This is a genomic window from Spirosoma fluviale, from assembly GCF_900230225.1.
GTDB classification, from domain to species: domain Bacteria; phylum Bacteroidota; class Bacteroidia; order Cytophagales; family Spirosomataceae; genus Spirosoma; species Spirosoma fluviale.
This window is the reverse complement of sequence record NZ_OCNH01000007.1, coordinates 134,493-156,833: the sequence shown is the minus strand read 5'-3', so window position 1 is coordinate 156,833 and position 22,341 is coordinate 134,493. Positions and strand designations below refer to the sequence as shown.

Annotated in this window: 17 protein-coding genes; 3 read left to right on the top strand and 14 right to left on the bottom strand. The window is 49.1% G+C overall.

All coding sequences use genetic code 11. From position 1 onward, the window contains the following. Positions 1-44: 44 nt before the first annotated feature. From ppk1 to CRO74_RS27200, 9 genes are all read right to left on the bottom strand, one after another. The gene (gene ppk1 / locus CRO74_RS27235) at positions 45-2,411 is read right to left on the bottom strand and encodes a polyphosphate kinase 1 (protein ID WP_097130772.1); all 2,367 of its coding nucleotides are present in this window, start codon (positions 2,409-2,411) and stop codon (positions 45-47) included. A 68-nt stretch (positions 2,412-2,479) separates the two neighbouring features. Continuing rightward, complete coding sequence (gene gyrB / locus CRO74_RS27230; protein ID WP_097130770.1) at positions 2,480-4,480, bottom strand: DNA topoisomerase (ATP-hydrolyzing) subunit B; 2,001 nt, start codon at positions 4,478-4,480, stop codon at positions 2,480-2,482. A gap of 472 nt (positions 4,481-4,952) precedes the next feature. After that, positions 4,953-5,357 carry a hypothetical protein gene (locus CRO74_RS27225; RefSeq protein WP_097130768.1) on the bottom strand — a complete coding sequence of 135 codons (405 nt, stop codon included), beginning with the start codon at positions 5,355-5,357 and terminating at the stop codon, positions 4,953-4,955. Positions 5,358-5,510: 153 nt separating this feature from the next. Beyond that, on the bottom strand, positions 5,511-6,722 hold the full coding sequence (locus CRO74_RS27220) for an alanine dehydrogenase (protein ID WP_097130767.1): 1,212 nt from the start codon (positions 6,720-6,722) through the stop codon (positions 5,511-5,513). Between the two features lie 101 nt (positions 6,723-6,823). After that, positions 6,824-7,246 carry a tRNA (adenosine(37)-N6)-threonylcarbamoyltransferase complex ATPase subunit type 1 TsaE gene (gene tsaE / locus CRO74_RS27215; protein WP_097130765.1) on the bottom strand — a complete coding sequence of 141 codons (423 nt, stop codon included), beginning with the start codon at positions 7,244-7,246 and terminating at the stop codon, positions 6,824-6,826. A 202-nt stretch (positions 7,247-7,448) separates the two neighbouring features. Continuing rightward, a complete protein-coding gene (locus CRO74_RS27210; RefSeq protein ID WP_097130763.1) occupies positions 7,449-9,161 on the bottom strand; it encodes a RagB/SusD family nutrient uptake outer membrane protein in 1,713 nt (570 codons plus the stop codon). A gap of 93 nt (positions 9,162-9,254) precedes the next feature. Beyond that, positions 9,255-12,317 (bottom strand): SusC/RagA family TonB-linked outer membrane protein, encoded by a 3,063-nt coding sequence (locus CRO74_RS27205; protein WP_262508253.1) that lies wholly within the window; start codon positions 12,315-12,317, stop codon positions 9,255-9,257. A 9-nt stretch (positions 12,318-12,326) separates the two neighbouring features. Next, positions 12,327-12,593: a carboxypeptidase-like regulatory domain-containing protein gene (locus CRO74_RS32140; RefSeq protein WP_245877999.1), complete on the bottom strand. Its 267-nt coding sequence runs from the start codon at positions 12,591-12,593 to the stop codon at positions 12,327-12,329. A gap of 183 nt (positions 12,594-12,776) precedes the next feature. Next, positions 12,777-14,534, bottom strand: coding sequence for a phospho-sugar mutase (locus CRO74_RS27200; RefSeq protein ID WP_097130761.1), 1,758 nt, complete (start codon positions 14,532-14,534; stop codon positions 12,777-12,779). A 430-nt stretch (positions 14,535-14,964) separates the two neighbouring features. On the opposite strand from CRO74_RS27200, the gene CRO74_RS27195 reads away from it, so the two are divergent. From CRO74_RS27195 to CRO74_RS31385, 3 genes are read left to right on the top strand one after another with little or no spacing between them, the layout of a single operon-like run. Beyond that, positions 14,965-15,513, top strand: coding sequence for a DUF2975 domain-containing protein (locus CRO74_RS27195; protein ID WP_179830318.1), 549 nt, complete (start codon positions 14,965-14,967; stop codon positions 15,511-15,513). Between the two features lie 5 nt (positions 15,514-15,518). Next, positions 15,519-15,752, top strand: a complete 234-nt coding sequence (locus tag CRO74_RS27190; RefSeq protein ID WP_097130757.1) for a helix-turn-helix domain-containing protein — start codon at positions 15,519-15,521, stop codon at positions 15,750-15,752. Next, positions 15,706-15,927, top strand: a complete 222-nt coding sequence (locus CRO74_RS31385; RefSeq protein WP_144035986.1) for a hypothetical protein — start codon at positions 15,706-15,708, stop codon at positions 15,925-15,927. The genes CRO74_RS27190 and CRO74_RS31385 overlap by 47 nt, the downstream gene beginning before the upstream one ends. 55 nt (positions 15,928-15,982) lie before the next feature. On the opposite strand, the gene CRO74_RS27185 is transcribed toward CRO74_RS31385, so the two are convergent. From CRO74_RS27185 to CRO74_RS27165, 5 genes are all read right to left on the bottom strand, one after another. Beyond that, positions 15,983-17,041 (bottom strand): sensor histidine kinase, encoded by a 1,059-nt coding sequence (locus CRO74_RS27185; RefSeq protein WP_317042416.1) that lies wholly within the window; start codon positions 17,039-17,041, stop codon positions 15,983-15,985. A 2-nt stretch (positions 17,042-17,043) separates the two neighbouring features. Then, positions 17,044-18,180 (bottom strand): FIST signal transduction protein, encoded by a 1,137-nt coding sequence (locus CRO74_RS27180; protein ID WP_097130756.1) that lies wholly within the window; start codon positions 18,178-18,180, stop codon positions 17,044-17,046. A gap of 2 nt (positions 18,181-18,182) precedes the next feature. After that, complete coding sequence (locus CRO74_RS27175; protein WP_097130754.1) at positions 18,183-19,829, bottom strand: flavin monoamine oxidase family protein; 1,647 nt, start codon at positions 19,827-19,829, stop codon at positions 18,183-18,185. Between the two features lie 77 nt (positions 19,830-19,906). Continuing rightward, the gene (locus CRO74_RS27170; RefSeq protein WP_097130752.1) at positions 19,907-21,658 is read right to left on the bottom strand and encodes an alpha-keto acid decarboxylase family protein; all 1,752 of its coding nucleotides are present in this window, start codon (positions 21,656-21,658) and stop codon (positions 19,907-19,909) included. Positions 21,659-21,688: 30 nt separating this feature from the next. Further along, on the bottom strand, positions 21,689-22,165 hold the full coding sequence (locus CRO74_RS27165) for a RidA family protein (RefSeq protein ID WP_097130750.1): 477 nt from the start codon (positions 22,163-22,165) through the stop codon (positions 21,689-21,691). Between the last annotated feature and the right edge of the window lie 176 nt (positions 22,166-22,341).

Below are 22,341 nucleotides of genomic sequence, written 5' to 3'. Positions count from 1 at the left end.
ACGAATTATATTCGTCAAATCTGCCCCTTTTGTTAGGGCTTAATTTAAATGTTGGCGATAGCCCGTTCCGCTCCTTCCTGGTATTCTTCCTCAATCTGAGCAATCTCTGCCGACTTAAGCTCACCATCGAAAAGGCGGGCATCCATCGCTTCCTTCTCGGTAGTTTCGAAGAAACGTTGATGGATGCTGAAAGGCTGACTTCCGGTTGGTACTTCACATTTTTTGAAGTCACCATCTTCCTTTAGTTCATAAGCGTTAACGTTATCTTGAAGGTTATATTTCAGAATTAAAATGGATTGCTGTTTTACGCGTGGATCAGCCAGATAAAACAACGATTCAATGCGCCGATCAAAACTGCGAACCATAACATCGGCACTGCCTCCGTATACTTTCGGGTCGCCGTTGTTATGGAAATAATAGATACGGGTGTGCTCCAGAAAGTCACCCACAATGGAACGCACCGTGATGTTATCACTAAGTCCGGCCCGATGGGGGCGCAGACAGCATATGCTTCGAACAATGAGACGGATGGGTACTCCCGCCTGCGATGCTTTGTATAGCTCGTCAATAACCAGTTTATCCTCCAGCGAGTTGACTTTAATGCATATGCCGCTCGGTAAACCGTGTTTGGCGTTTTCGGCTTCCAGACGAATCAGCCGTAATAGCTGCTCACGCATGTCGCGTGGGGCGGTAATCAGGTACTGGTATTCGTTTGGTACGGAGTGGCCCGTTATTACGTTGAAAAACTCCGAGATGTCGTGCGTGTAGGTTTCGTTCGTTGTCAGCAGCCCGATGTCCGTGTAGAGTTTCGAGGTATCTTCATTATAGTTACCCGTAGCCATATGGGCATAGCGCACCACCCGGCTCCCTTCATTACGAACAACTAGCAGTAGTTTGGTGTGCGTTTTAAAGCGACTGATACCATAAATGACGAAGCATCCTGCTTTTTGCAACCGCTGGGCTTCACGAATGTTATTTTCTTCGTCAAAACGCGCTTTTACTTCGAACAGTACCGAAACGTGTTTGCCGTTTTCGGCCGCTTTCAGCAACGCTTCTGTAATACGGGAGCGTTTTGCCAGGCGGTAAACGGTAATCTTGATGGCCAGTACGTTCGGGTCTTCGGCCGCCTGTTCCAGCAGCTGAAGTACGGGCTCAAAATTATTGTAAGGGTGATGCAACAGCAAATCACGCTGTTTGATCAACTCAAAAATATCGTCGGTTTTATCACGCCCTAATCCCAGTGGTTGCACCGGTGCGTGGGGGAGGGGCATGTCATCTTTGAATTCGGGATTGCCGATGATCTGCCACAATGACGAAAAGTCGAGCAGCGTATGCGATTCAAAAATGTTCAAGTCATCAATTTCCCACCGTTTTTTCAGCAGGTTCAGCATCCAGGGAGAACTAATGGTCGACTGACTGCCAGCAGCACTGCCTTCGGTTTCGATCTCAACCCGCGTAACCCGGCCCAGACGCCGGTTTTTTATTTTCTGCCTGACTTCATCAATGAAATCGACCTCGTCGTCGTCGTTCTCATCGAGCGTAAAATCGCCGTTTCGCGTAATGCGAAACAGATTCATCGATAGTATTTCGACGTTACGGTAAAGTTTCTTGATATTATGCCGAACAATTTCTTCGATCGGGATAAAGACGATCGAATCTTCTCGCTCAAATGACACAAACCGGGGGAGGTTAGCCGGAATTTGGACAAACGAAAGCCGTTGCCGCTCATCTTCGTCTTCTGCCCGTAAACTCTTGATCTCAACGTCATCCGGGTTCTGGGTGACAACGCCAAAAATGAGGACTTTCGCCAGCAATACCGGAAACGTATGCGTGTAATCATACAGCATCGGTGTCAGCGTAGGGTAGATCGCCCGATCGAAATAGTTGGTTGCTTCGACCTGCTCTTCCGGAGTCAGGCTGGAATGAGTCAACAGCTGAAGGCCATTTTCGGCAAAAAGCGGCAACAATTGTTCTGAAAAAACAGTCTGTTGATCGCGAAAAAACTTATGCGCAGTTGTGTACAACGCTTTTCGAAACGGTACTTCGCGCAATCCTGAATAATCGACCCGTTGTTTATGATAGTCGAGATAGTTGTACAAGCTACCCACCCGAATCATAAAAAACTCATCCAGATTCGACGCCGAAATAGCCAGAAACTTCAACCGCTCCATGAGAGTACGATTGCTCAGCGGTGGCTTCGTGTCGCGGGCCTGGTCCAGAACGCGCTCGTTAAACTTGAGCCAACTTAAATCACGACTCAGGTAATTACTCTGGTCGATGACGCTGGTAACCTTTTCGCTAACTTTTGCCATTTTGTCTGTCCCCTGAGCAGGCGTATTGGCCTGTTTATTAGTGAAACGGGAAACCAAATTACCCAATATATTTCGGTTTGAGTTAAGGGAGTAACGCATACTGTTTACAGAACTGTGAAGTAAAACAAAAAAGCGGACTAAATAGCCCGCTTTATGTTATCATTCGGTTAAACATCCACTCGGGCGTATTTGGCGTTTCGTTCGATAAATTCCCGTCTGGGGGCAACTTCATCACCCATCAGCGTCGAGAAAACGTGGTCGGCATCAGCAGCAGACTCAACGGTCACTAGTTTTAACGACCGGGTATCGGGATTCATTGTTGTGCTCCAGAGTTGTTCGGCGTTCATTTCACCAAGCCCTTTGTAGCGCTGAACACCAACATTTTCTTCACGGCCGCTGCCTGCCAGTTCTTTTACGGCTGCTTCGCGCTGGGTTTCTGTCCAGCAATACCGCTCTTCTTTACCCTTCTTAACCAGGTATAGAGGAGGCTGGGCAATATAAATGTACCCATTGTCGATCAACGCCTTCATGTTACGGTAGAACAGCGTTAAAATGAGGGTACGGATGTGGCTGCCATCCACGTCAGCATCAGTCATGATAATGATTTTATGGTACCGGAGTTTATCCAGGTTCATTACGGTCTCATCATCTTTTTTCTCAAGCCGTACACCAAGGGCCGTCCAGATATTTTTTATCTCTTCGTTTTCGTAGATCTTGTGCTCCATGGCCTTCTCTACGTTCAGAATTTTACCACGAAGGGGCAAAATAGCCTGAAACGCCCGGTTACGCCCCTGTTTGGCCGTTCCACCGGCCGAGTCACCCTCTACAAGGTACAACTCACATTTTTCAGGATCGGTATCGGAGCAGTCGGCCAGTTTGCCGGGAAGTCCCATGCCGCCCATAAAGTCCTTACGCTCGGTCATAATGCGCTTGTAGGCCAGATCGGCCGCAATACGCGCCTGAGCCGAAACGAGCACTTTCTTAACGATGCCTTTGGCCGTGTTCGGGTTTTCTTCCAGCCATGTTTCGAGCAGGTCGGCCATGGTCTGGCTTACAGCACTCACAACGTCCTGGTTACCGAGCTTGGTTTTGGTCTGCCCTTCAAACTGAGGTTCCTGAACCTTTACCGAGATCACAGCAGTGAGCCCTTTTCGGAAGTCCTCTCCGCTGAACGTTACTTTACCCGAGTTCTTAGGCAATACCCCCGGATTTTTATCCGCATAGTTTTTTAAGACCCGTGTTAGCGCTGAGCGGAAGCCCTGGACGTGCGTACCACCTTCGTGGGTGTTAATGTTGTTGACGTACGACAAGACGTTCTCACCGGCCTCATAGTTGTATACCAGAGCAACCTGTACGGGCGTAGCTCCTTTGGTATTTTCCATGTAAATGGGTTTCATCCCATCGAGGGCGGGGCGGGTTACATCAAGAAATTCGACGAATTCCACCAGGCCGCCTTCCGAAAAGAAGTCGTCCTGACGAATAGGTTCACCCGTCTCGTCAACTTCGCGTATATCCTTCAAGAAAATATGGATTCCCTTATTCAGGTAAGCCAGTTCGCGCAGGCGACCGGCAATGGTCTCGTATTTGTAAACGGTTTCAGTGAAAATGCTATTGTCGGGCTTGAAATGCGTTGTCGTACCCGTATCATCGGCTTCACCAATGATGCGCACATCATACTGGGGAACGCCAATTTTATACTCCTGCTCAAAGATTTTGCCTTCGCGGTGAACTTCGACGCGTACGTCGGTTGAAAGGGCATTAACGCAGGAAACACCTACCCCGTGCAAACCACCCGAAACTTTGTAGGTGTCTTTGTCGAACTTACCGCCAGCGTGTAAAATCGTCATGGCAATTTCCAGAGCCGACTTACCCATTTTAGTGTTGATGCCGGTTGGAATACCCCGCCCGTTATCTTGTACCGTAATCGAATTGTCAGGATTAATGGTTACGCTAATCTTATCGCAGTAGCCCGCCAGCGCTTCGTCAATGGAGTTATCAACAACTTCCCAAATGAGGTGGTGAAGACCACGCACACCTACGTCGCCGATATACATGGATGGCCGTTTGCGAACGGCTTCCAGGCCTTCTAATACCTGGATATTATCAGCATCGTAGTTGCCCCTGTTAGTGTCAATGGGAGCGTCTGCTTCAACTAGTTCGTTAGTCATATTGGAATGGGAGCGTGTCTGGAATTTGTTGTTTTAAGTCTGAAAAATGCCCTGGTTCAGAAGGCTGATTAGATTGTAAAAATACAAAAATAATTACTCATTCACAATCCCTTTTCGTTAAGAATAACTTAATATACAAAAAAAATGCCTGAACATCAACTCCTTCGATAGATAGTGGCTCTGCGGTGATTTATAGGGCCTTTTGCGACAGTTTTATGTTGCTTAAGAGAAGGTCGAAACAGGGGCGAAAAGAAGAATTCGGGATGCTTTTTTCTCCATGGGGCGTTTCTCAAAAAAGTATTATTGAACGGTCTGGAACATGGTGATTTTAGTTGAACATTGTCGACTTCATGGTCAATGGTTTGGCTACTGAGTATTTACGCTTTTTAGCAGTCCAGCTTTGACAAAAATGGCAAAAAATAAAGCCGGTTCAGGTTGAACCGGCTTCGGGAAAAGTCTGGCATGGGTTTACTCAATCTTCCGGAAATGGAATATAAACAAAGCCTGCAAAGTCGCCGTGTACAATAAAAAGACAGCAATACTCATCGGGCGTTTTGTAATTCTCTTTCCAAAGATCGAGCGATTCCGGACCAATTAGTTCACGCTGTGTAAATTCGTCGACAAACGAGGCCTTGTAGTTCCAATGATTACCCAATTCATCGGCTGCAATGAGCAACTGCCCCATAGGAACATCCCGACGAGAGGCAACGAAGACGGGGTAATCGGAAAAACCACGTTTTCTGATTTGATAGGATGCTTCTTTCAGTTGATCAGCCACTTTTACAAAATCCGATGAGATTTTGCCCATCAACTCTTTGTTTACGTCGTACGAGTTGGCGTCGTCGAGTAGCGTATTTTCGTTGCTATGGTTAATCATTTTTTTAGAGGAGTTAGGAGTTTTTTTGAAGGAGTTAGGAGCGAGGAGCGAGGAGCCATCCGGTTGCGAAAAAACGCGATAGCGTTCTGTCTGCTGGATGGCTCCTCACTCCTACATACTAACTCCTTCAAAAAAGACTCCTCATTACTGTTTTTAAAATCGGGCGGCCAGCAAGAGGTCAAGATCTTTAAACCGCATATTGAATTTGCGGGCGATGTAGGCATTGGTGAGCGTTCCTTTATGGGTATAAACACCTTTCATAAACCAACGGTTCGCGTACATCATCTGCTCAATGCCACCCGTAGTACCCGTTTCGAGCAGAAACGGAAGAAATATGTTACTCAGCGCCATACTAGCTGTATACGCTACGCGGGCTGCAATGTTTGGAACGCAATAATGAATGATGCCCATGTGCTTAAATGTAGGCTGCTTATGGGTTGTCATACGGGATGTCTCGAAATTGCCTCCCTGATCAATGGATACGTCGATGATAACCGAATCCGGTTTCATACGGCCAACCATCTCTTCCGTAACAACCACGGGACTCATTGCATCATCGGCGCGCATGGCACCAATCACGACATCGGCCCGCTGAATGGCTTCGGCCAGCGTATCGGAATCTATGATTGAGGTGTACACATGCTGGCCAACGGCGTATTTGAGCCGTTGGAGTTTATACAAATGTTTATCAAATACCTTTATGTCGGCACCCATACCCAGCGCAGTTCGAACGGCGTATTCGGTAACCGTTCCAGCACCGAGCATGACCACTTTCGTGGGGGGGACGCCGGTTATTCCACCCAGAATAATGCCCCGGCCATTGTCGGCATTGCTGAGGTATTCGCCGGCAATGAGCATGACCGTACTGCCTGCTATTTCGCTCATGGAGCGAATTACGGGTAAGTTACCGCCTTGATCTTCAATGAATTCGTACCCGAACGAAGTGAGGTTTTTACTGTTTATTTTTTCGAAATAAGATCGGTCATGAACCGGCAGGTTCAACGCCGAAATAACCGTACTTCCCGATTGAACATGCTCAAATTCATCATCGACGAGCGGTTCGACTTTAAGGATCAGGTTGGCTTCGTATACCTCTTTAGGAGAGCGGGCAATTTGGGCACCGGCTTCGCTATATTCCGTATCCGAGAACTTGGCTTTCTCGCCCGCGCCCTGCTCCACGATCACATTATGGCCATTACGAACCAGTATAGACACCGCTTCGGGTGTGAGTGCAATGCGATTTTCCTGAAGCGATACCTCTTTAGGTAGACCAATAAGAAGACTGTTTCGATTCGTCTTTACGGCCAATGGCGCTTCTTTCGGGTATAGGGCCGTTTGTTTGGCCAATTCCTCAAATCCAGTCACTTGTAAAAAGTTTACGGTTTATGGTATTCAGGTTATGGTATTCAGTTCATGGCCGTTGAGCCAGCGCGCTGGCTCAACGGCCATGAACTGAATACCATAACCTACTCAACCAACACAGTTTTCACAGTTCGGCGACCGGCTGGATCTGCCGAAATGTGGATCTGATAATAGGTAGCAGGCCAGAGGGATGCAATTCGCTCCGGCCACTCAATAAAGCAATAATTTCCTGAATCCATGTACTCCTCGATGCCAATGTCAAGCGCTTCCATCTCATTGCGGAGCCGGTAGCAATCGAAATGATAAATCGAATGCCCTTCGTGTGTAGTATACTCGTTTACAATGGAAAATGTTGGACTCTGAACGATACTTAGTACCCCCAGCACCCGACAGATCGCTTTAATGAGCGTTGTTTTACCGGCACCCATGTCTCCTTCAAATAACCAAACGGATTGGTGTCTACCCTCTGCCAGGAGCTGGCGAGCCGTTGTGTCAATTTCGTCAAGGTGGTCAGCGTGCAGAATCATGGGCGTTTTTTTGCCAATAGCCTACAAAGATAGAAATTTTTGGGCGGTCTATTTGACTCACGCGGGTTGACGAATGACAAGTCGACGGGTTTAGACTAAAAAGGTGGTCGAACCGTAAGCTATACTTACGGTTCGACCACCCAAACTCTAATATTTCTGGTTTTAGCCAATAAAGAAAGGGGCAGTGTCCATTCTTCAGCGCTTAATAATTTGGGTTCTGCTTGAGTACGGGTTTACCGTTAATTGCGCTGTTTGTAATTTCAAGAAGCGGGATAGGGTAGTACTCATGCTTACCTTTTACGAAAGTAGCTCCGGTGAAATAAGGGCGTAACCGGGCTTCTCGCTGCATGTAAGCATTTAGCACCTGATCGGCAATGCCCCATCGAACGAGATCAAAGAAGCGATGGCCTTCGAGCGCCAGCTCCAGGCGAGTCTCGAACCGGAGGGCGTTACGTGCTACGGTGGCATCGGTCCAGGTAGTCGTATACTCATTGATGACGTAATTGGCCGCATTCGTACCATCCGCTTTTTTTGCAAATCCGTCGGGGTTCGCTGCCCGTCTCCGAACCTGATTGACGAGGGCGCGGGCGGGTTCCAGATTACTCAGTTCAATTTCGCATTCGGCCAGCATAAGCAACACATGTGCGTATCGAATCAGGCGGGTGTTGTTGGCGTTCTGACGGGTGTTGTTGGCAAAGGTGTTCGTGCCCACATCCGAGCGATAGAACAGGTGTTTTTTAGCTATGTACGGCCCCCCGTTGCCCTGATCGCGAACCCAGGGTTTACCCGGCATTGGGCCCCAGTCCAGAAAAGGAATATCCCGGCGGCCAACCGTCCAGTCTAAACGAGGGTCCAGATTACCGGTAAATGCCGTAAAGGGCTGATTTCCTTCTACTCCTTGGTCGCTCGTTACGTCCGAGTCGTTGAAGTTGGTCAGCAGGGGTAAACCATTGGCATTGGTTTTATACGCATTGACCAAATTCTGTGAAGGCTGAAAGAAACCGCAGCAGGTGGTTGGCCCGGCATAAGGATAGTTCAGCGTAGCGCCATTGTTGCCATTTTCGCCCCCACCAGCACCATCGTTCACCGAGTTTTGCGCTTCCAGAATTGACTCAGCGTTGTTGTTCATGGAAGCGCGGAAATTATCGTGATAGCGCTCCATCAGCCTGTAACGGCCACTATTGACAATGGCCGTTAGCAAGACCTTGGCATCGGCCCAGTTCTTCTGATACATTTCAGCTTTAGCGAGCGAAGCAGCAGCGGCCCATTTGGTAGCCCGGCCAGGCTGAGACTGGCTGCTGGGCAGGTTATCGTAGGCAAACTTGAAATCCGCTTCAATACTGGGCCAGATGTCTTTGTCATTCGGGATTTTGGTGCTGTTCGGATCTTCGGGATTGTACGTTTTTTCGTCCAGATACGGCACCATATTAAACATCCGTTTTGCTTCGAAATGATACCAGCCACGCAGGAAGCGAGCCTGCGCCCGAATCTGTACTTTCTCGGCATCGGTGAGGTCAGCGGCTTTGTCGACAACGCGTAAAACGTCATTCGAACGGGCAACGCCATCGTAAACGGTGCGCCACTTGCCCCGGAAGTGTGAGTTATCGGACAGGATGTTCTTGATCTCGATAAACGTGATTTCCGGTTGGTCGCCTGATGTAGAGCCTTTGTAGGCATCGTCGGCCGCTACAGTGCCGTAAATCCAGTTGTCGGCCGAGCCATGCCAGGAAGTTGCGCCCGATCCCGAACCATCCATCAGTGAATAAGCACCAACGAGGAGGAAATTGACGCCCGCCCGGTTTTGTAAACCGCTTTCGTCGAAGACAGCGGGTGGCTTTACGTCCAGAAATGAATCTTTGCAGCCTGTAACCAATAAGGCTGTCAGTAATGCAGAAGTTATGAGTGTCTTTTTCATTAGAAAATAATGTATGACAAATAATGTAATGGAATAAACAGTCCCCGTAAGGTGCAATCAATCATCCTGGCTTACATTGTGAATTTTCTGAAATTAAAAACTTAAGCTCAGACCAACCAGCACCGTTCTGGCCACTGGATACAAGCCTTCGTCCACACCAATCTGGCGATCCTGGTTCTGGCCCGCTGTCGTACCGGTATTACCCGAAACAGCCCCCTGCGAGTTACGCACGTTAATTTCAGGGTCCATACCCGTGTATTTGGTGATGGTAAACAGGTTCTGTCCCTGAATGTACACTTGAGCGGCACTCATTCCCATCTTGTTCATCAGCGTACGCGGCAGGTTGTATGATAACTGAATGTTGCGCATACGCAGATACGAACCGGATTCCAGGTAATAGGTCGAAGGAACCGAACTTACGTTGTCGGCAGCCCGCACGATGGGGAGCATAGCATTGGAGTTATCTGCACCGGGTCGCCACGACTGCTCGTACATGCGAAGGCTGCGGTTGCCGCCAAACGTTGGGAAGTCGGTCCAGTAGCGAACGTAGTTGAACAACTGGTTACCCTGAACACCCTGCCCAAACAGTTGAAGGCCAAAGTTTTTGTAGTTGACGTTTATATTCAAGCCATAGCTAAAATCAGGGTGGGGCGAGCCAATAATACCCCGGTCGGCCGGGGTAATGAGCCCGTCGCCGTTAAGATCGCGATATCGGAACGTACCCGCACCCACAACGCCGGTACCGTTGGCCTGACGATAGGTAACTACATTATTATAACCTCTCCAGATGGGGCCGGATGCCGCCTGCTCCGGTGTGTTATTGATGCCATCAATGGTGTAGCCGTAAAACGCCGAAATTGGGTAGCCCTCTTGGGTGACGGTCATGGCAGGCAGACGGGTAGCGAAACCAAAATATTGGGTATTGGGGTCGCCATTGGTGGTCAGTACCGTATTCCGGTAGGTGGAGATGTTACCGGACAGCGTGTAGGTCAGTTCATTGTTCAACGCTTTGCCGTTATACGACAGGTTGAGTTCAACCCCCCGGTTGCGGAACGAAGCAATATTTCGGAAGGGATTAGTGGCGTTACCGGCCGTAAAGGGCAACTCGACCGGGAAGAGCGCATCAGTCGTGACGCGGTTGAACCAGTCGAAGTTGACATCGACCTTACCTTTCAACAGCGAAGCATCGAAGCCAAAGTCGGTTTGGGTTGTGGTTTCCCACTTGGCCTGTGCATTACCAAACTGGAAAAGGTCATAGCCCTGTAGCGCCGACGTACGAGAGCCGTTCAGGTCGTAAAAGCTGTTGGCGGGGCTGGTACCGTAGAATGTATAGGGGTTGAAATTGCCAATTTCCTGGTTACCCGTTTGGCCCCAGCTGGCGCGAAGTTTCAGGTCGCTGAGCCAGCCCGATGCGGTATTTTTCAGGAAATTTTCTTCCGAAATGCGCCAGCCTGCCGAAACCGCCGGGAAATAAGCGATGCGGAAATCGGGCGCAAAACGCGAAGACCGGTCCCGACGCAATGTTCCGCTCAGCAGGTATTTTTCATCGAACGACAGGTTCGCGACGGCAAACTCAGAGGCTAAGCGCCAGTATGTTGCGCTACCATCGTTGGTCTGTGTACCCGCATTACCGGCAGCCAGATACTGATTGTTAATGTCGTCAGATGCAAATCGGCTACGAACAGCGTTTACAAATTCGTAGTAGTTTCTGATCGACTCAGTCCCCAGAATGGCGCTCAACCGAAGTTTATCGAATAAGGTCGTTTTGTAGTTCAGAGTATTGGTCCAGGTCCAGGTACCTTCGTAATCATTACGGGTTTGCAACTGGTTGGTACCGGCCGACTCTGACGATTCGAAATCGCGTGGCGTGTACACGCGAACGTTGAACAGGTTGTAGTCAATACCGAAACTGGTACGGGCCGTCAGGTTTTTGGCCAGGTCGACTTCGGCGTAGGCATTACCAAACAACCGGATTTCTTTGTTGATGTTCGTTCGGTTGCGGTACAGATCGGATACCGGGTTACGGGCATTGTCGAGGTCACCGCCTTTGGTACCGGCAAAGTTTCCGGCAATGTCATAAACCGGAACGATCGGCTGCATCCGGTAAGCGAACGAAACGGCGTTGCTCTCACTCTGATTGCTGGCAATACCACGGGTAGAAAAAGGACCACCAATACGTTCGGCATAAGCCACCTGAATGTTCTCGCCAATACGGACACGTTTATTGATGTTAAACTCGGTGTTGGCGCGGGCCGAATACCGTTTGTAACCCGTGTACTTCATGATACCTTCCTGGTTGAAGTAGTTGAGGGAAATGGCGTAACGACCACCTTCCGTACCCCCCGAAACCCCCAACTGGTGATTTTGAATAGGAGCAGGGTTGAAAATTTCCTCCATCCAGTTCGTGCCTTCTTTGTTGGCTTTGGTAATTAGCCACTTACTCCGGCGAAAATCGGCCGCGTCAATGTCGGTCGAATAGTTAGCGGGGTCAACCCGTGGATCGCCGTTCATGGCACCATCCGGGAAAATATAGTCGGGTATGACCGGGCGGGGGCCATTACCAAACTGAGCATTACGCGGGTTTCCATTGACCAGGACACCCGAGTTGATGCGCGATTCCCACCAGAGGTCAGCGTACTGCTGGGTGTTGAGCAGATCGAGGAGTTTACCACGTTGTTGCACACCGTAGTACGCGTCGTAGGTTAGTTTGGGTTTACCGGCTTTCCCTTTTTTTGTCGTGATAATAACCACACCATTACCGGCTCGGGCACCGTATTGTGAAGCCGCAGCCGCATCTTTCAGCACCTGCAACGACTCAATGTCGTTTTGGTTGATGGTGTTCAGGTTTCCCTTGGTAGGTACTCCGTCAATGATATACAGAGGTGAGTTGTCGTTCAGCGTTCCAAAGCCCCTGATACGAACGATAACTCCACCACCGGGCGAGTTTTCGTTGCCGACCGATACGCCCGCCACGTGACCCTGAAGGGCCTGCGCCACGTTGGTAGCCGGTACTGATAATAACTCCCTTGTGCTTACGGTGGCGATGGCTCCGGTAATGTCCCGTTTAGACTGAGCACCGTACCCTGTTACAACCACTTCATTCAGGGTTTTAATGTCGGCGACCAGCGCGACGTTCACTTCGCTTTTGTTACCAATGGTAACCTCCTAGGCAGCAAATCCGATGGCTGATATGGTCAGCACATTGCGTCCGGAGGGAACCAGGATCGTGTATTGCCCATTGGCATCGGTTACCATGCCGGTTTGGGTTCCCTTAATGACAACGTTGGCACCAGGGAGCGGACTATTTTCAGAACCGTCCGTGATTCGGCCGGTAATTCGGCGATCCTGAGCCATAACAGTCCCTACGCAAACGAACCAGCTTATCAAGAGAAGCAGGGGTATGCGGTACACTTTTGGGTACGCAATTTTCATAGTTTTATAATTAGATTAGATTAGTTTGCTGAGTATTTATACTCAATACAAAAAAGATAGTTTTAATTGTATTTTAATATATAGAATGAGAAATATTTTGTTTGGAATGGGAATAATGCCAAAAAAGCCCTGAAAGACGTCTTTCAGGGCTTTTTAACCGCTATAGGTATTGGTATTAATTACTTAATTTAAATTCAGGTCGTCAATGACGCGCTGCACTTTTGCTTTCAGTTGGGCATAGGTATCATCGAAGGCTTCTTTGCTTTCGAGCGGCTCTACTACGCTTACGTAGAACTTGATTTTTGGCTCGGTTCCCGACGGACGTGCGGAGATTTTCGTGCCATCTTCCGTGAAGAATTGGAGTACGTTCGAGGGTTCGATACCCATTTTCCCCGATTCAATGACGGATGTCTGACCCGTTGATGGATCAAGACGGGTCAGGGCTTTGTAGTCATCTACCCGAACAACGGCTGAACCGGCAATGGATTTTGGGGGATTGGCCCGGAAGTCGGCCATCATCTGCTGAATTTCTTCGGCACCCGATTTTCCTTTTTTGGTCAGCGAAACCAACGCTTCGTAGTAGAAACCATTCTCCTGATACATGGCCATCAGCATATCGAACAGGCTTTTGCCCTGATCTTTGGCGTAGGCTGTCAGTTCGGCAATAATGGCGCAGGAAGCAATGGCATCTTTGTCGCGCACGAAATCACCAATGAGGTAGCCGTAGCTTTCCTCGCCACCACCAATGAATTGCTCTTTGCCTTCCAGTTCACGAATAACCTCGGCAATGTATTTGAAGCCCGTGAGCGTATTGTAGCAGTTGACCCCGTAGCGTTCGCACATCTTGTCGATGAGGTCGGTAGTCACGATGGTTTTGGCAACAAACTCTTTACCCGTCAGTTTACCCGCATCTTTCCAGGCGTTGAGGAGGTAATAAATAATCAGGCTGGCCATCTGGTTGCCGTTCAGCAACTCAAATTCGCCGTGGTGGTTGCGGGCTCCGGCGCCTACACGGTCGGCGTCGGGGTCAGTAGCCATTACGAGGTCGGCGTTGAGTTTATTGGCCAAGTCGAGGGCCAGTTGCATGGCGGCCCGTTCTTCGGGGTTGGGCGATTTCACCGTTGGGAAGTTGCCATCGGGTGTCGCTTGTTCCTCCACGATGTGGACATTAGTAAAGCCCAGCGCATCCAGAACGCGGGGCACGAGCGTGATACCCGTTCCGTGAATAGGCGTATAGACAATATTCAGATTCGCCTGCCGCTTGATCACATCCGGATTTACGGCATTGGATTTAACGCGCTCAACGTACGGGGCGTCAATTTCTTCGTCGATCAGCTGAATCCGCTCGGGAATTCCGTCAAATTTGATATCATCAACGGAGGTAATCTTGCTCACCTCGGCAATAATGGCTTTGTCGTGGGGAGAAACCACCTGACCACCATCGTTCCAGTACACTTTATAGCCGTTATACTCAGGTGGGTTGTGAGAGGCCGTTACCACAATACCGCTCTGGCAGCCCAACTGCCGAATGGCAAACGACAACTCGGGGGTTGGGCGCAGGCTGCTGAACAGGTATACCTTAATGCCGTTGGCCGAAAAAATATCGGCTACTAAACGCGCAAATTCAGGGCTCATCCGGCGACTGTCGTGGGCAATGGCCACGCTAATGTCCTGGCCCGGAAAAGCCGCATTGATGTAATTGGAAAGACCCTGCGTAGCGGCACCAACCGTGTAGCGGTTCATGCGGTTTGAGCCAACACCCAAAACGCCCCGTAGGCCACCGGTGCCAAATTCGAGGTCGCGGTAGAAGGAGTCTGTCAGTTCGGTAATATTGCCCGAGTCGATAAGGTGTTGTATGGATTCTTTACTAGCGGCATCATAATTACCACCAAGCCACTGGTCAACGCGTTGCTGAGTCGAGGAGTCGAGAGAAGTTGTCATCGTATGTTTACTAAACGGGTATTAGTTATGAAGTAACGAAGAACGTTACGGTGCAAAAAAGAAAATTATTTTGTGAATACAGTAAAAGCCTTGATGATTAAATCATTAGCTAAATTGTGTAGCTATTTAGGGTACTCAATACCTGACAAAATCACATCATCAACAGGTTTACACGTTTACCATGTTTATCGGTCAAAATTACAATTATACCCGTACCCTACAAATACACAGCATAGATTCCCAAAAATCACGTTCTATATTTTAATTTATCAATAAATATTTATTGTTTATCAATAAATATTTATTGATAAATTTGAGTGTATTTAGATCCTTTACCTCTATGTATTCACCTTATATCAAACCGTTGAAGGTTGTTGTGGCATTTATCTATTATGCATGCCTGTGTCTGATTGTATCCGGGTTGTTCGTCATGGTATACCTCTATTTTTGGCCGATTGAGCAGTACAAGTTATTTACTACAGTACCTGTACGCTTGGGCGAAGAAGTTGTTTATGGGGACAAGGGCTTTGTGGTTACGGCTAAGAGTTCCTTCCAGACATCGCTGAGTTTTATTTATTTTAACCGGCCGTTTATTGAAGAAAATGCCGGTTTGTACTGGAAAATCACCGGCTGGTATTTTTTGGGTGCCATGTTGATTACCCTGATGTTGCATCAGGTAAAGCAGATTATGGACAGTGTGGGTACCGTGAATGTGTTCAGTTCAGCCAATGTATTTCGTATCCGACTTTTAGGAGGACTTTTTCTTTTTGATACGGTAATTGACCCATTACGCTGGCTATGGATTAAAGATGATGTTATCGCGTTGCTAAAAAAACACTACGTTGCTTTCGAGCAGGGAGGATATGGTTTATGGGGTTTACTGTCGGCCAGCTTTTTTATTGGATTGTTATTATTCGGACTGGCCGAAGTGTTTCGTTCCGGGTTATATCTTAAAGAGGAGCAGGAACTAACGATCTGAAAGCCATGCCAATAATTGTAAATGTAGACGTGATGATGGCCCGTCGAAAAATGTCATTGACCGAGCTGGCCGAAAAAGTCGACCTGACATTGGCTAACCTGTCTATTTTAAAAACAGGTAAAGCCAAAGCCATTCGATTCAATACGCTCGAAGCCCTGTGCCGGGCGCTGGACTGCCAACCGGGCGATTTACTTGAATACGTACCTCAAACAGAAAGTCATCAACTGGATTCGATATGATCGGATTTTACTCTTGCCAGCCGTCTGGTTTAAACGCGTTCGGCTGTCGCTGGAAACACAGATGGCGGTAACGGGTCGGGGCGGTAACGGGTCGGGGAGGGCCGCCCCAAACGTGGATGTTCGCGTAGGGATAAAGGGGTTCCCAACACGAAAGCCAGCGTCGAAGTCATGGTAAATTCGACGCAGATTGTGCCTTGCCACATCTGCGTCGTCCAAAGCCCATTTCCAGCTTATGCCGGGAGTGGAGAGGTTGGTAACGTTATAATAAATTCGGTAAAGAGACCCGATTCTGTTCGGACCTCCATAGTTCCTCCATGCCCTTTTGTTATAATATCGTAGCTCAGACTCAGGCCCAAACCCGTGCCCTCACCGGTGGGTTTGGTAGTGAAGAAAGGCTGAAAGATCTTGTCTTTGATCGTGGCGGGAATACCCATACCGTTGTCTTTCACCCGAATTTCGACGGCTTGGCTCAACAGCTGGGTACTGACCGTAACGGTAGGCTGGTAATCAACCGGGGCAGTTTTTTGCTTTTCCTGAACGGCGTAAAAGGCGTTGTTAAACAGGTTTAGCAGCACCCGGCCTATCTCCTGAGGCATCAGCTCGATTTCCCCCAGATGCGTGTCAAAGGATGTAACTAGCTCACAGTTGACGTTTTTGTCCTTCGCTCTTAAGCCGTGGTAAGCCAGCCGCAGGTACTCATCGGTCAGGGCGTTAAGATTGATGAGACGTCGCTCGCTGGTAGAGGTGCGGGAGTGGTCAAGCATGCCCCGTACAATGGCCGAAGCCCGGCCACCGTGGTGGTTGATTTTGTACAGGTTTTTTCTTAAGTCGGTCAGCAACTCGGTTTCTAGTTCGACATCTCGATCTGGCTTTTGCAGTTCTTCTTCGATCTCGGTGACCAGCTCGGCGCTTACTTCCGAGAAGTTATTGACGAAATTGAGCGGGTTTTGAATCTCATGGGCAATGCCCGCCATGAGTTCACCAAGCGATGCAAGTTTCTCCTTATGAATTAGTTGCTCCTGAGTAGCCTTAACCGTATTGATGGCCTGAATCAGATTGATATTGGCTTGTTCCAACACTAAGGATTTTCGTTGAAGCTCATCAATGGTTTCCTCAAGCAAAACCGAGACGGTACGTTTCTCTTTTTCTGTCCGACTTAGTTTAAATTCGGCTATGCTCAGTGATTTACTTACCTCCTTCACAACTTTGTTCATAGCCTCCTGATCTGCTTTAGACAAAGCACTGTTTTGCTGAATCAGGTTTAGTAGTGTTTGTAAAGATGGATTCACGTTTAGTTCTCTTTCAGGACGACCAGTGAGCAGGTATTATTATGAAATTCGTGCTTCCCCTGCACCGTTTTTCCAATTTCGCCATAACTGAAAAAACCAACCATGGGGCTATTCCAGACATTCATTACCTGATCAATTTCGTCGCTGACCATCGGCCCCAGCGACAGGTGGCGCGCCTTGCAGGAGAACATAATTAATGCATCGGCTTCTGGCTCAAGTTCTTTTATCTGGTTGCACTCGGCCACTACTTTGTCGATGATGTCAAAATCGGGTGGGAGCGAAAATCGAATTTTTGTTCCCTGTGGCACACTTCCCGCACATACTAAGGAGCGATCGTTCTGATTGGCATAAAGGGGGGCTCTCAGCACGGGGGCAGACCTGTCTCGTTGTAATTGCATTGGGAATTCCGAACCTACATTTACAATGACATCTTTCCAGGCGTCCAGGTTTTTGTCGACGCCCATGTACCGAATAACAACATCCAGCGCGGGTTCATCGTCGATGGTATAAACAACATTGCCTTCGCTGCGGGTTATGGTTCGAACCGTGCCTACGGGTTTCCAGCCACTGGTGGCCAGTCCCTGCACGTTTACCCGTTCATTGTCGATAATCAGGGCGATCAGGCCATCGTTACTGATTTTGTTGTTCGTGAACACAAAGGTGCCTGTCATGGTGAAATCATCCCCGGCCATACCGCCAAATATTGGACTCTCAGCACCAACGGCGTCTTCAATACCCTGCACAATCATTTCCCCATCGGTGCTGATACCTCCTGAAGCCACAATAAAAGCTGGCTTATTAAAGGTGAGAACCCCGTTTTCACCAATCTGCCCTGCAACCTGCCGGGTAGTATTGGTTCCGGTTTCGATAAATTCGATCCGGAAGTAGTCCCGTTTCAAGTCCATCAGTAATATCGCGACAGACTCTTCCCCGATTTCACCATCTGTAAACTCACCCGCTGTCGTTGCGCCGAAAATAGTAATAGACTGATCATCAAGGAGCTGGCAAATGGCCGCAATGTCCTGTTTGATTGACATGAACACGATCGCAATAGTGGGACTAAACCCATCGGCCAATGAAGCGCTTAACTGGTTAGCTATTTCAGTTACCGAATTCCCTTTGATTGATTTGGATTTCATCGCTAGTACTGGTTAATGGTTCTGGAAGTAGAAACGACTGGTGAATCCTGATGTGGAGCCGAAAACGGATCCAGTTTAAAGCCTTGCTGCAAGACATGCTCCGTTGCCAGCAAAGACCCTTCGACCCAGCCCTGCTCTGGCGACCAGGCTTCGTTGCACACGTAGATGCCGCTGGCAGGATTCCAGATTGACTTGTACACCTGCCGGTCGTCTACATTTAGCTTATACTGGTGGTAGCCATACCCAAACTCACCCTGCCCCCAAATCCGGTACGTACTCAGTACCGGCTCGGGCACGGCGGTGTCAGGATTGAGACCAAAAATGGTTTTTATGAGCCGCATCGCTTCTTTGACGAGTGGAGTCGTAGCCGCTTGTGTATTATCGGGGTTGTCGGGGAAAGCGACTGTATGGTAGGGCTCGCCCATATTTTGCAGCTCTTTCCAGAAATTGCCCCGGATAAAATCGGTATAGATGGTCAGGGCCGCCGGGCCGTTATACTTTTGGTCGGCTTCCGGATTGGCCGGGTCGTGCGCGAAAGCATAGACGGAACCGGCGGGTAGATCAGAAAATGACGGACCGCTGCTGATGTTGATTCCGTATGCCGGATCATGCCACCAGCGTTGATCGAAATACAGACCAATCTTGGTCAGCTCCATATTATGCACACTGCCCACAGCCTCCATGAACTTGTGGTCGTGATGTAATGCGGGCGACGCATCGGCCAGCTTTTCGATGGCCTTGCGCGGAAGAGCCAGAATAACCTGTTTTGCCCGGTAGTTAATTCCCTCTCCGGTAGCCAATTTATAGTCGCCCTTGTCAGTAATAGAGTCGATGGTCTTGTTCAGGATAATGTCTCCACCCAATTGTATTATCTGATGCTCCAAGCAGTCGGGCAGGGTTTGATAGCCGCCGGGCAGTGTAAAAAACGAAGCGGCACTCGGAAAATCAAGGATGATCTGTAAGCCTTCACCGGCGTTGATAAAGGCATCGACCGGCCCCATAAACCCGATAGCCTGATCGAGCCAATTGATACACTCCTGCGTCAAGCCATATTCCTGTAGCAATGTCCACAACCCCCAACTATGCAAAGCGACGCCTTTGTAGGTAAACGTATTACGAAACTGAATCCACTGGTCGGGTGTAGACGGAAAGGTTTGACCAGCAGCAACGGTGTATAGATCTTTATTCTCCGCCAGTATAGCCGCCAGCACCTCCCCGAAAATGTCGCCCGGCTGTTTGTTCTGCTCCTGAGGTGCCAGGTTGTACATGAACTGCCAGATGATGGGGGTTTTACTTTTGGTGAATGAGCGCCCGCGAATAAAATAGCGGTTATTTTCATCGCCCATCGGGAAGGGGATCGGTTGCAGGTTCAGCTCATGAAACAATCTCCAGAGATTGGGCATGCCTGTGCCTTCGGGCACGAAGCGCATACCGCCTTCCTCGTTATCTACATCATAATCGTTGCCGTCAGTACCCCGAATAGAGACTGTTGTGGTTTGCAAACGACCACCCGTGCGGTTGAGCTTATCAACAATTACGACATTTAGGTCGGGCTTATGGTTGAGTAGGCGCCAGGCAGCGAATAGCCCCGACATACCCGCCCCGACGATCAGTACGTCGCAGGAGTGGTGGACAGATTGAGTTGACATTGCTTACAGGAAGTTTAAAAGAAAATAAAACGAGGTAGTATTTGCTAAAAAAGAGGAGGCTGGATTTGGCTGTATGGTCAGTCTTTCGGCGTAACGAAAGGTTGCCAACTGGCCGGGAAATCGCGCTCATTAAGGTTGATGCTCACCAGCCATACTGCGCCGGAATGCATACTGATTTGCGCCAGTACCTCGTTCAGCTCGCCAATGGTATTCACCGCAGCACTCATCGCCTGCGGATCGTTGTTAGAAAATCCTTTCAGCAGACTGATATAATCCCACGCTTGCAGCACATTAGCCGCTTCAAATTTGGCCGTGGAGTCTTTTTGAAAGGGTTCGGCGTTCAGTAGAATCTGTTCAACAGCATATACGCCGTTGTTGAGCACAAATACGACCGTATTACAGCCACAGGCCACCATCGTGGAAATTTCCTGACAGGTAAGTTTAAAGGCACCGTCGCCTACAATAACAATCGGACGTACGCCCGGCGTGAACGACGCTCCCAACCCGGCTGGCACGCTCCATCCGATAGAAGCCCAGATCGCCTGCGCCAGGAATCCGTTTTGCCGGTTTATCGTCAGAAACGAAGACCCGCCGAAGGTAGACAGCCCAATATCGGCTACCACCAGATTTTGAGGAGTCAGATAGCCGTTCAGGCCAGCAAAAAAAGTATCGTAGGTGATGGGTTGGTCGGCTTCCTGTTCGCAGGCAGGGAGCACAGCTGTCGAATAAACATCTGATGTTGACGACTGTGGCTTAAGTTGCGCCAGGACTTCGGTCAGCAGGTTTTCGAGCGATACCTGGGAGTATAGCGTTGTACCTATTTTCACAACATTACGAGTGGCCAGAACCGCTGCCGGATTGCCGGTACCAAGGGGGGCTTTTAGTTTTTCGCCAAATACATTCAGGTCGGTATTCCAAACACCCAGCGCAATGATGCAGTCGTAATCGGCTAACTGAGTCTGGGAAAATATACCGTTGTAGATTCCAAGATAACCTGGCGTATCTTCAGCCAAAACCGCTTTCCCCAGCAAGCTGCTCACAAATGGCACCCCGGTTTTGGCCAGTAACTGGTTAAACAACTCCTGAAGGTCATAGCGTCCTAGTTCATGGCCAATCCAGAAAACAGGCTTTACCTTCTTGTCTGTCAGCAGGGTACAGATTTCCTGAGCGGCATCATGCACGGCGGTTACGATGCCTTTTGCGTAGGTATTGGTTGGGGCCAGTACTTTTAATTGCTCCAGCGGAGTAAACAGGGGCGTAGGCGATAATGTACCCTGTGGGGCCGGACAGGGTAGTTTGTAACAGTCTTCCAGGATTTCGATAACCACAGGACGCTTCTGACTAATACACATTGTTAGCGCGTGGTCGATCTGATTCGGAGCCTGTAAAGGGTCGCTGATTTGCTCGTAAGCAACGGTTACGCCTTGAAAAACCAGCCGATTTTCGTCGCCCGGTCCCGTGTTATGGTGAAACAACTCGCCTGCATTAATGGCATTTAGTCGCTTCACGTTGCTCAGCGTGCCAATAATGGTTACCACGGGTATCATCTCAACGTAGGCACCACCAATGGCGTTGAGGACGCTAAATGAGCCAACTCCCGTTGTAACCGCCACCGCTCCCAGACCATTGGCTCTTGCATAGCCGTCGGCCGCGTAACCGGCGTTGAGTTCGTTGCAATTGCCAATCCGCTGAATTGTACTTTTGGTATCGACAATCTCCAGCAGATCGCTGGTATAGTCGCCTGGTACGGAGAATAAATGGCCGACTCCCAGTTCCTCCAGGCGAGTAGTGAGATAGGTGCCTACGCAGAAAGTTGTTGTCGTGGACATAGTTAAGAAGGTTAAGTAGCGTGAAGAAAATTACAAACGCACCTGGACTGTCAGCGTAATTTCGACGCAGATCCCCAACGCCAGGGCATTTGACCCTGACGCAATGCGGGTGTGGCGGCCGTGGTCACCAAAAATGGAGACGAGCAGATCAGAGCAGCCGTTAATTACAGCGGGTTGATCGGTAAAGTCGTCGGTACAATTGACCAACCCCTCAACCGCTACGATCTGAACTACGTTATCAAGTGACTGAATGGCCTGCCGCACAATAAGCAGCAAGTTGATGCCCGTTAGCCGGGCCGCGTTATATCCCTGAATGGGTGTTAACGTCTGACCAATTTTTCCGGTGTATTCAACGGGGACATCGGCTCCCCAGAATGGGCCGTACCCTGACACGTACAGCATTTCGCCAATCTGACGATGGAGTACAAAGTTGTAACCGGCAGGAACGGATGGAACCACCGGAGGGATCTCATGCCCCAGATCAAGAAATTTTTTTTCGTACGACATAGTATTCGCATTTAGCCCGTAGCCTGGTTATGAATGCCTGTTCATGAAGGAATTCATTTACCCATCTGAGTGAGTCAAAGTTTGCCGGTTTTTTACCGGGACACTTTCAGATTTGAGCCATTCATTAATGATTTTGAGCCATTATAGTGATCAGTTGTCCGAGCTACGGGCTACCG

Bases quoted from the DNA above. Each gene is read 5' to 3' on its own strand.
- CRO74_RS27165 (WP_097130750.1), bottom strand. From the start codon at position 22,165: ATGTCGTACGAAAAAAAATTTCTTGATCTGGGGCATGAGATCCCTCCG.
- CRO74_RS27180 (WP_097130756.1), bottom strand. From the start codon at position 18,180: ATGAAATCCAAATCAATCAAAGGGAATTCGGTAACTGAAATAGCTAAC.
- CRO74_RS27190 (WP_097130757.1), top strand. From the start codon at position 15,519: ATGCCAATAATTGTAAATGTAGACGTGATGATGGCCCGTCGAAAAATG.
- gyrB (WP_097130770.1), bottom strand. From the start codon at position 4,480: ATGACTAACGAACTAGTTGAAGCAGACGCTCCCATTGACACTAACAGG.
- CRO74_RS32140 (WP_245877999.1), bottom strand. From the start codon at position 12,593: ATGAAAATTGCGTACCCAAAAGTGTACCGCATACCCCTGCTTCTCTTG.
- CRO74_RS27210 (WP_097130763.1), bottom strand. From the start codon at position 9,161: ATGAAAAAGACACTCATAACTTCTGCATTACTGACAGCCTTATTGGTT.
- CRO74_RS27200 (WP_097130761.1), bottom strand. From the start codon at position 14,534: ATGACAACTTCTCTCGACTCCTCGACTCAGCAACGCGTTGACCAGTGG.
- CRO74_RS27175 (WP_097130754.1), bottom strand. From the start codon at position 19,829: ATGTCAACTCAATCTGTCCACCACTCCTGCGACGTACTGATCGTCGGG.
- CRO74_RS27195 (WP_179830318.1), top strand. From the start codon at position 14,965: ATGGTATACCTCTATTTTTGGCCGATTGAGCAGTACAAGTTATTTACT.
- CRO74_RS27170 (WP_097130752.1), bottom strand. From the start codon at position 21,658: ATGTCCACGACAACAACTTTCTGCGTAGGCACCTATCTCACTACTCGC.
- CRO74_RS27225 (WP_097130768.1), bottom strand. From the start codon at position 5,357: ATGATTAACCATAGCAACGAAAATACGCTACTCGACGACGCCAACTCG.
- ppk1 (WP_097130772.1), bottom strand. From the start codon at position 2,411: ATGCGTTACTCCCTTAACTCAAACCGAAATATATTGGGTAATTTGGTT.
- tsaE (WP_097130765.1), bottom strand. From the start codon at position 7,246: ATGATTCTGCACGCTGACCACCTTGACGAAATTGACACAACGGCTCGC.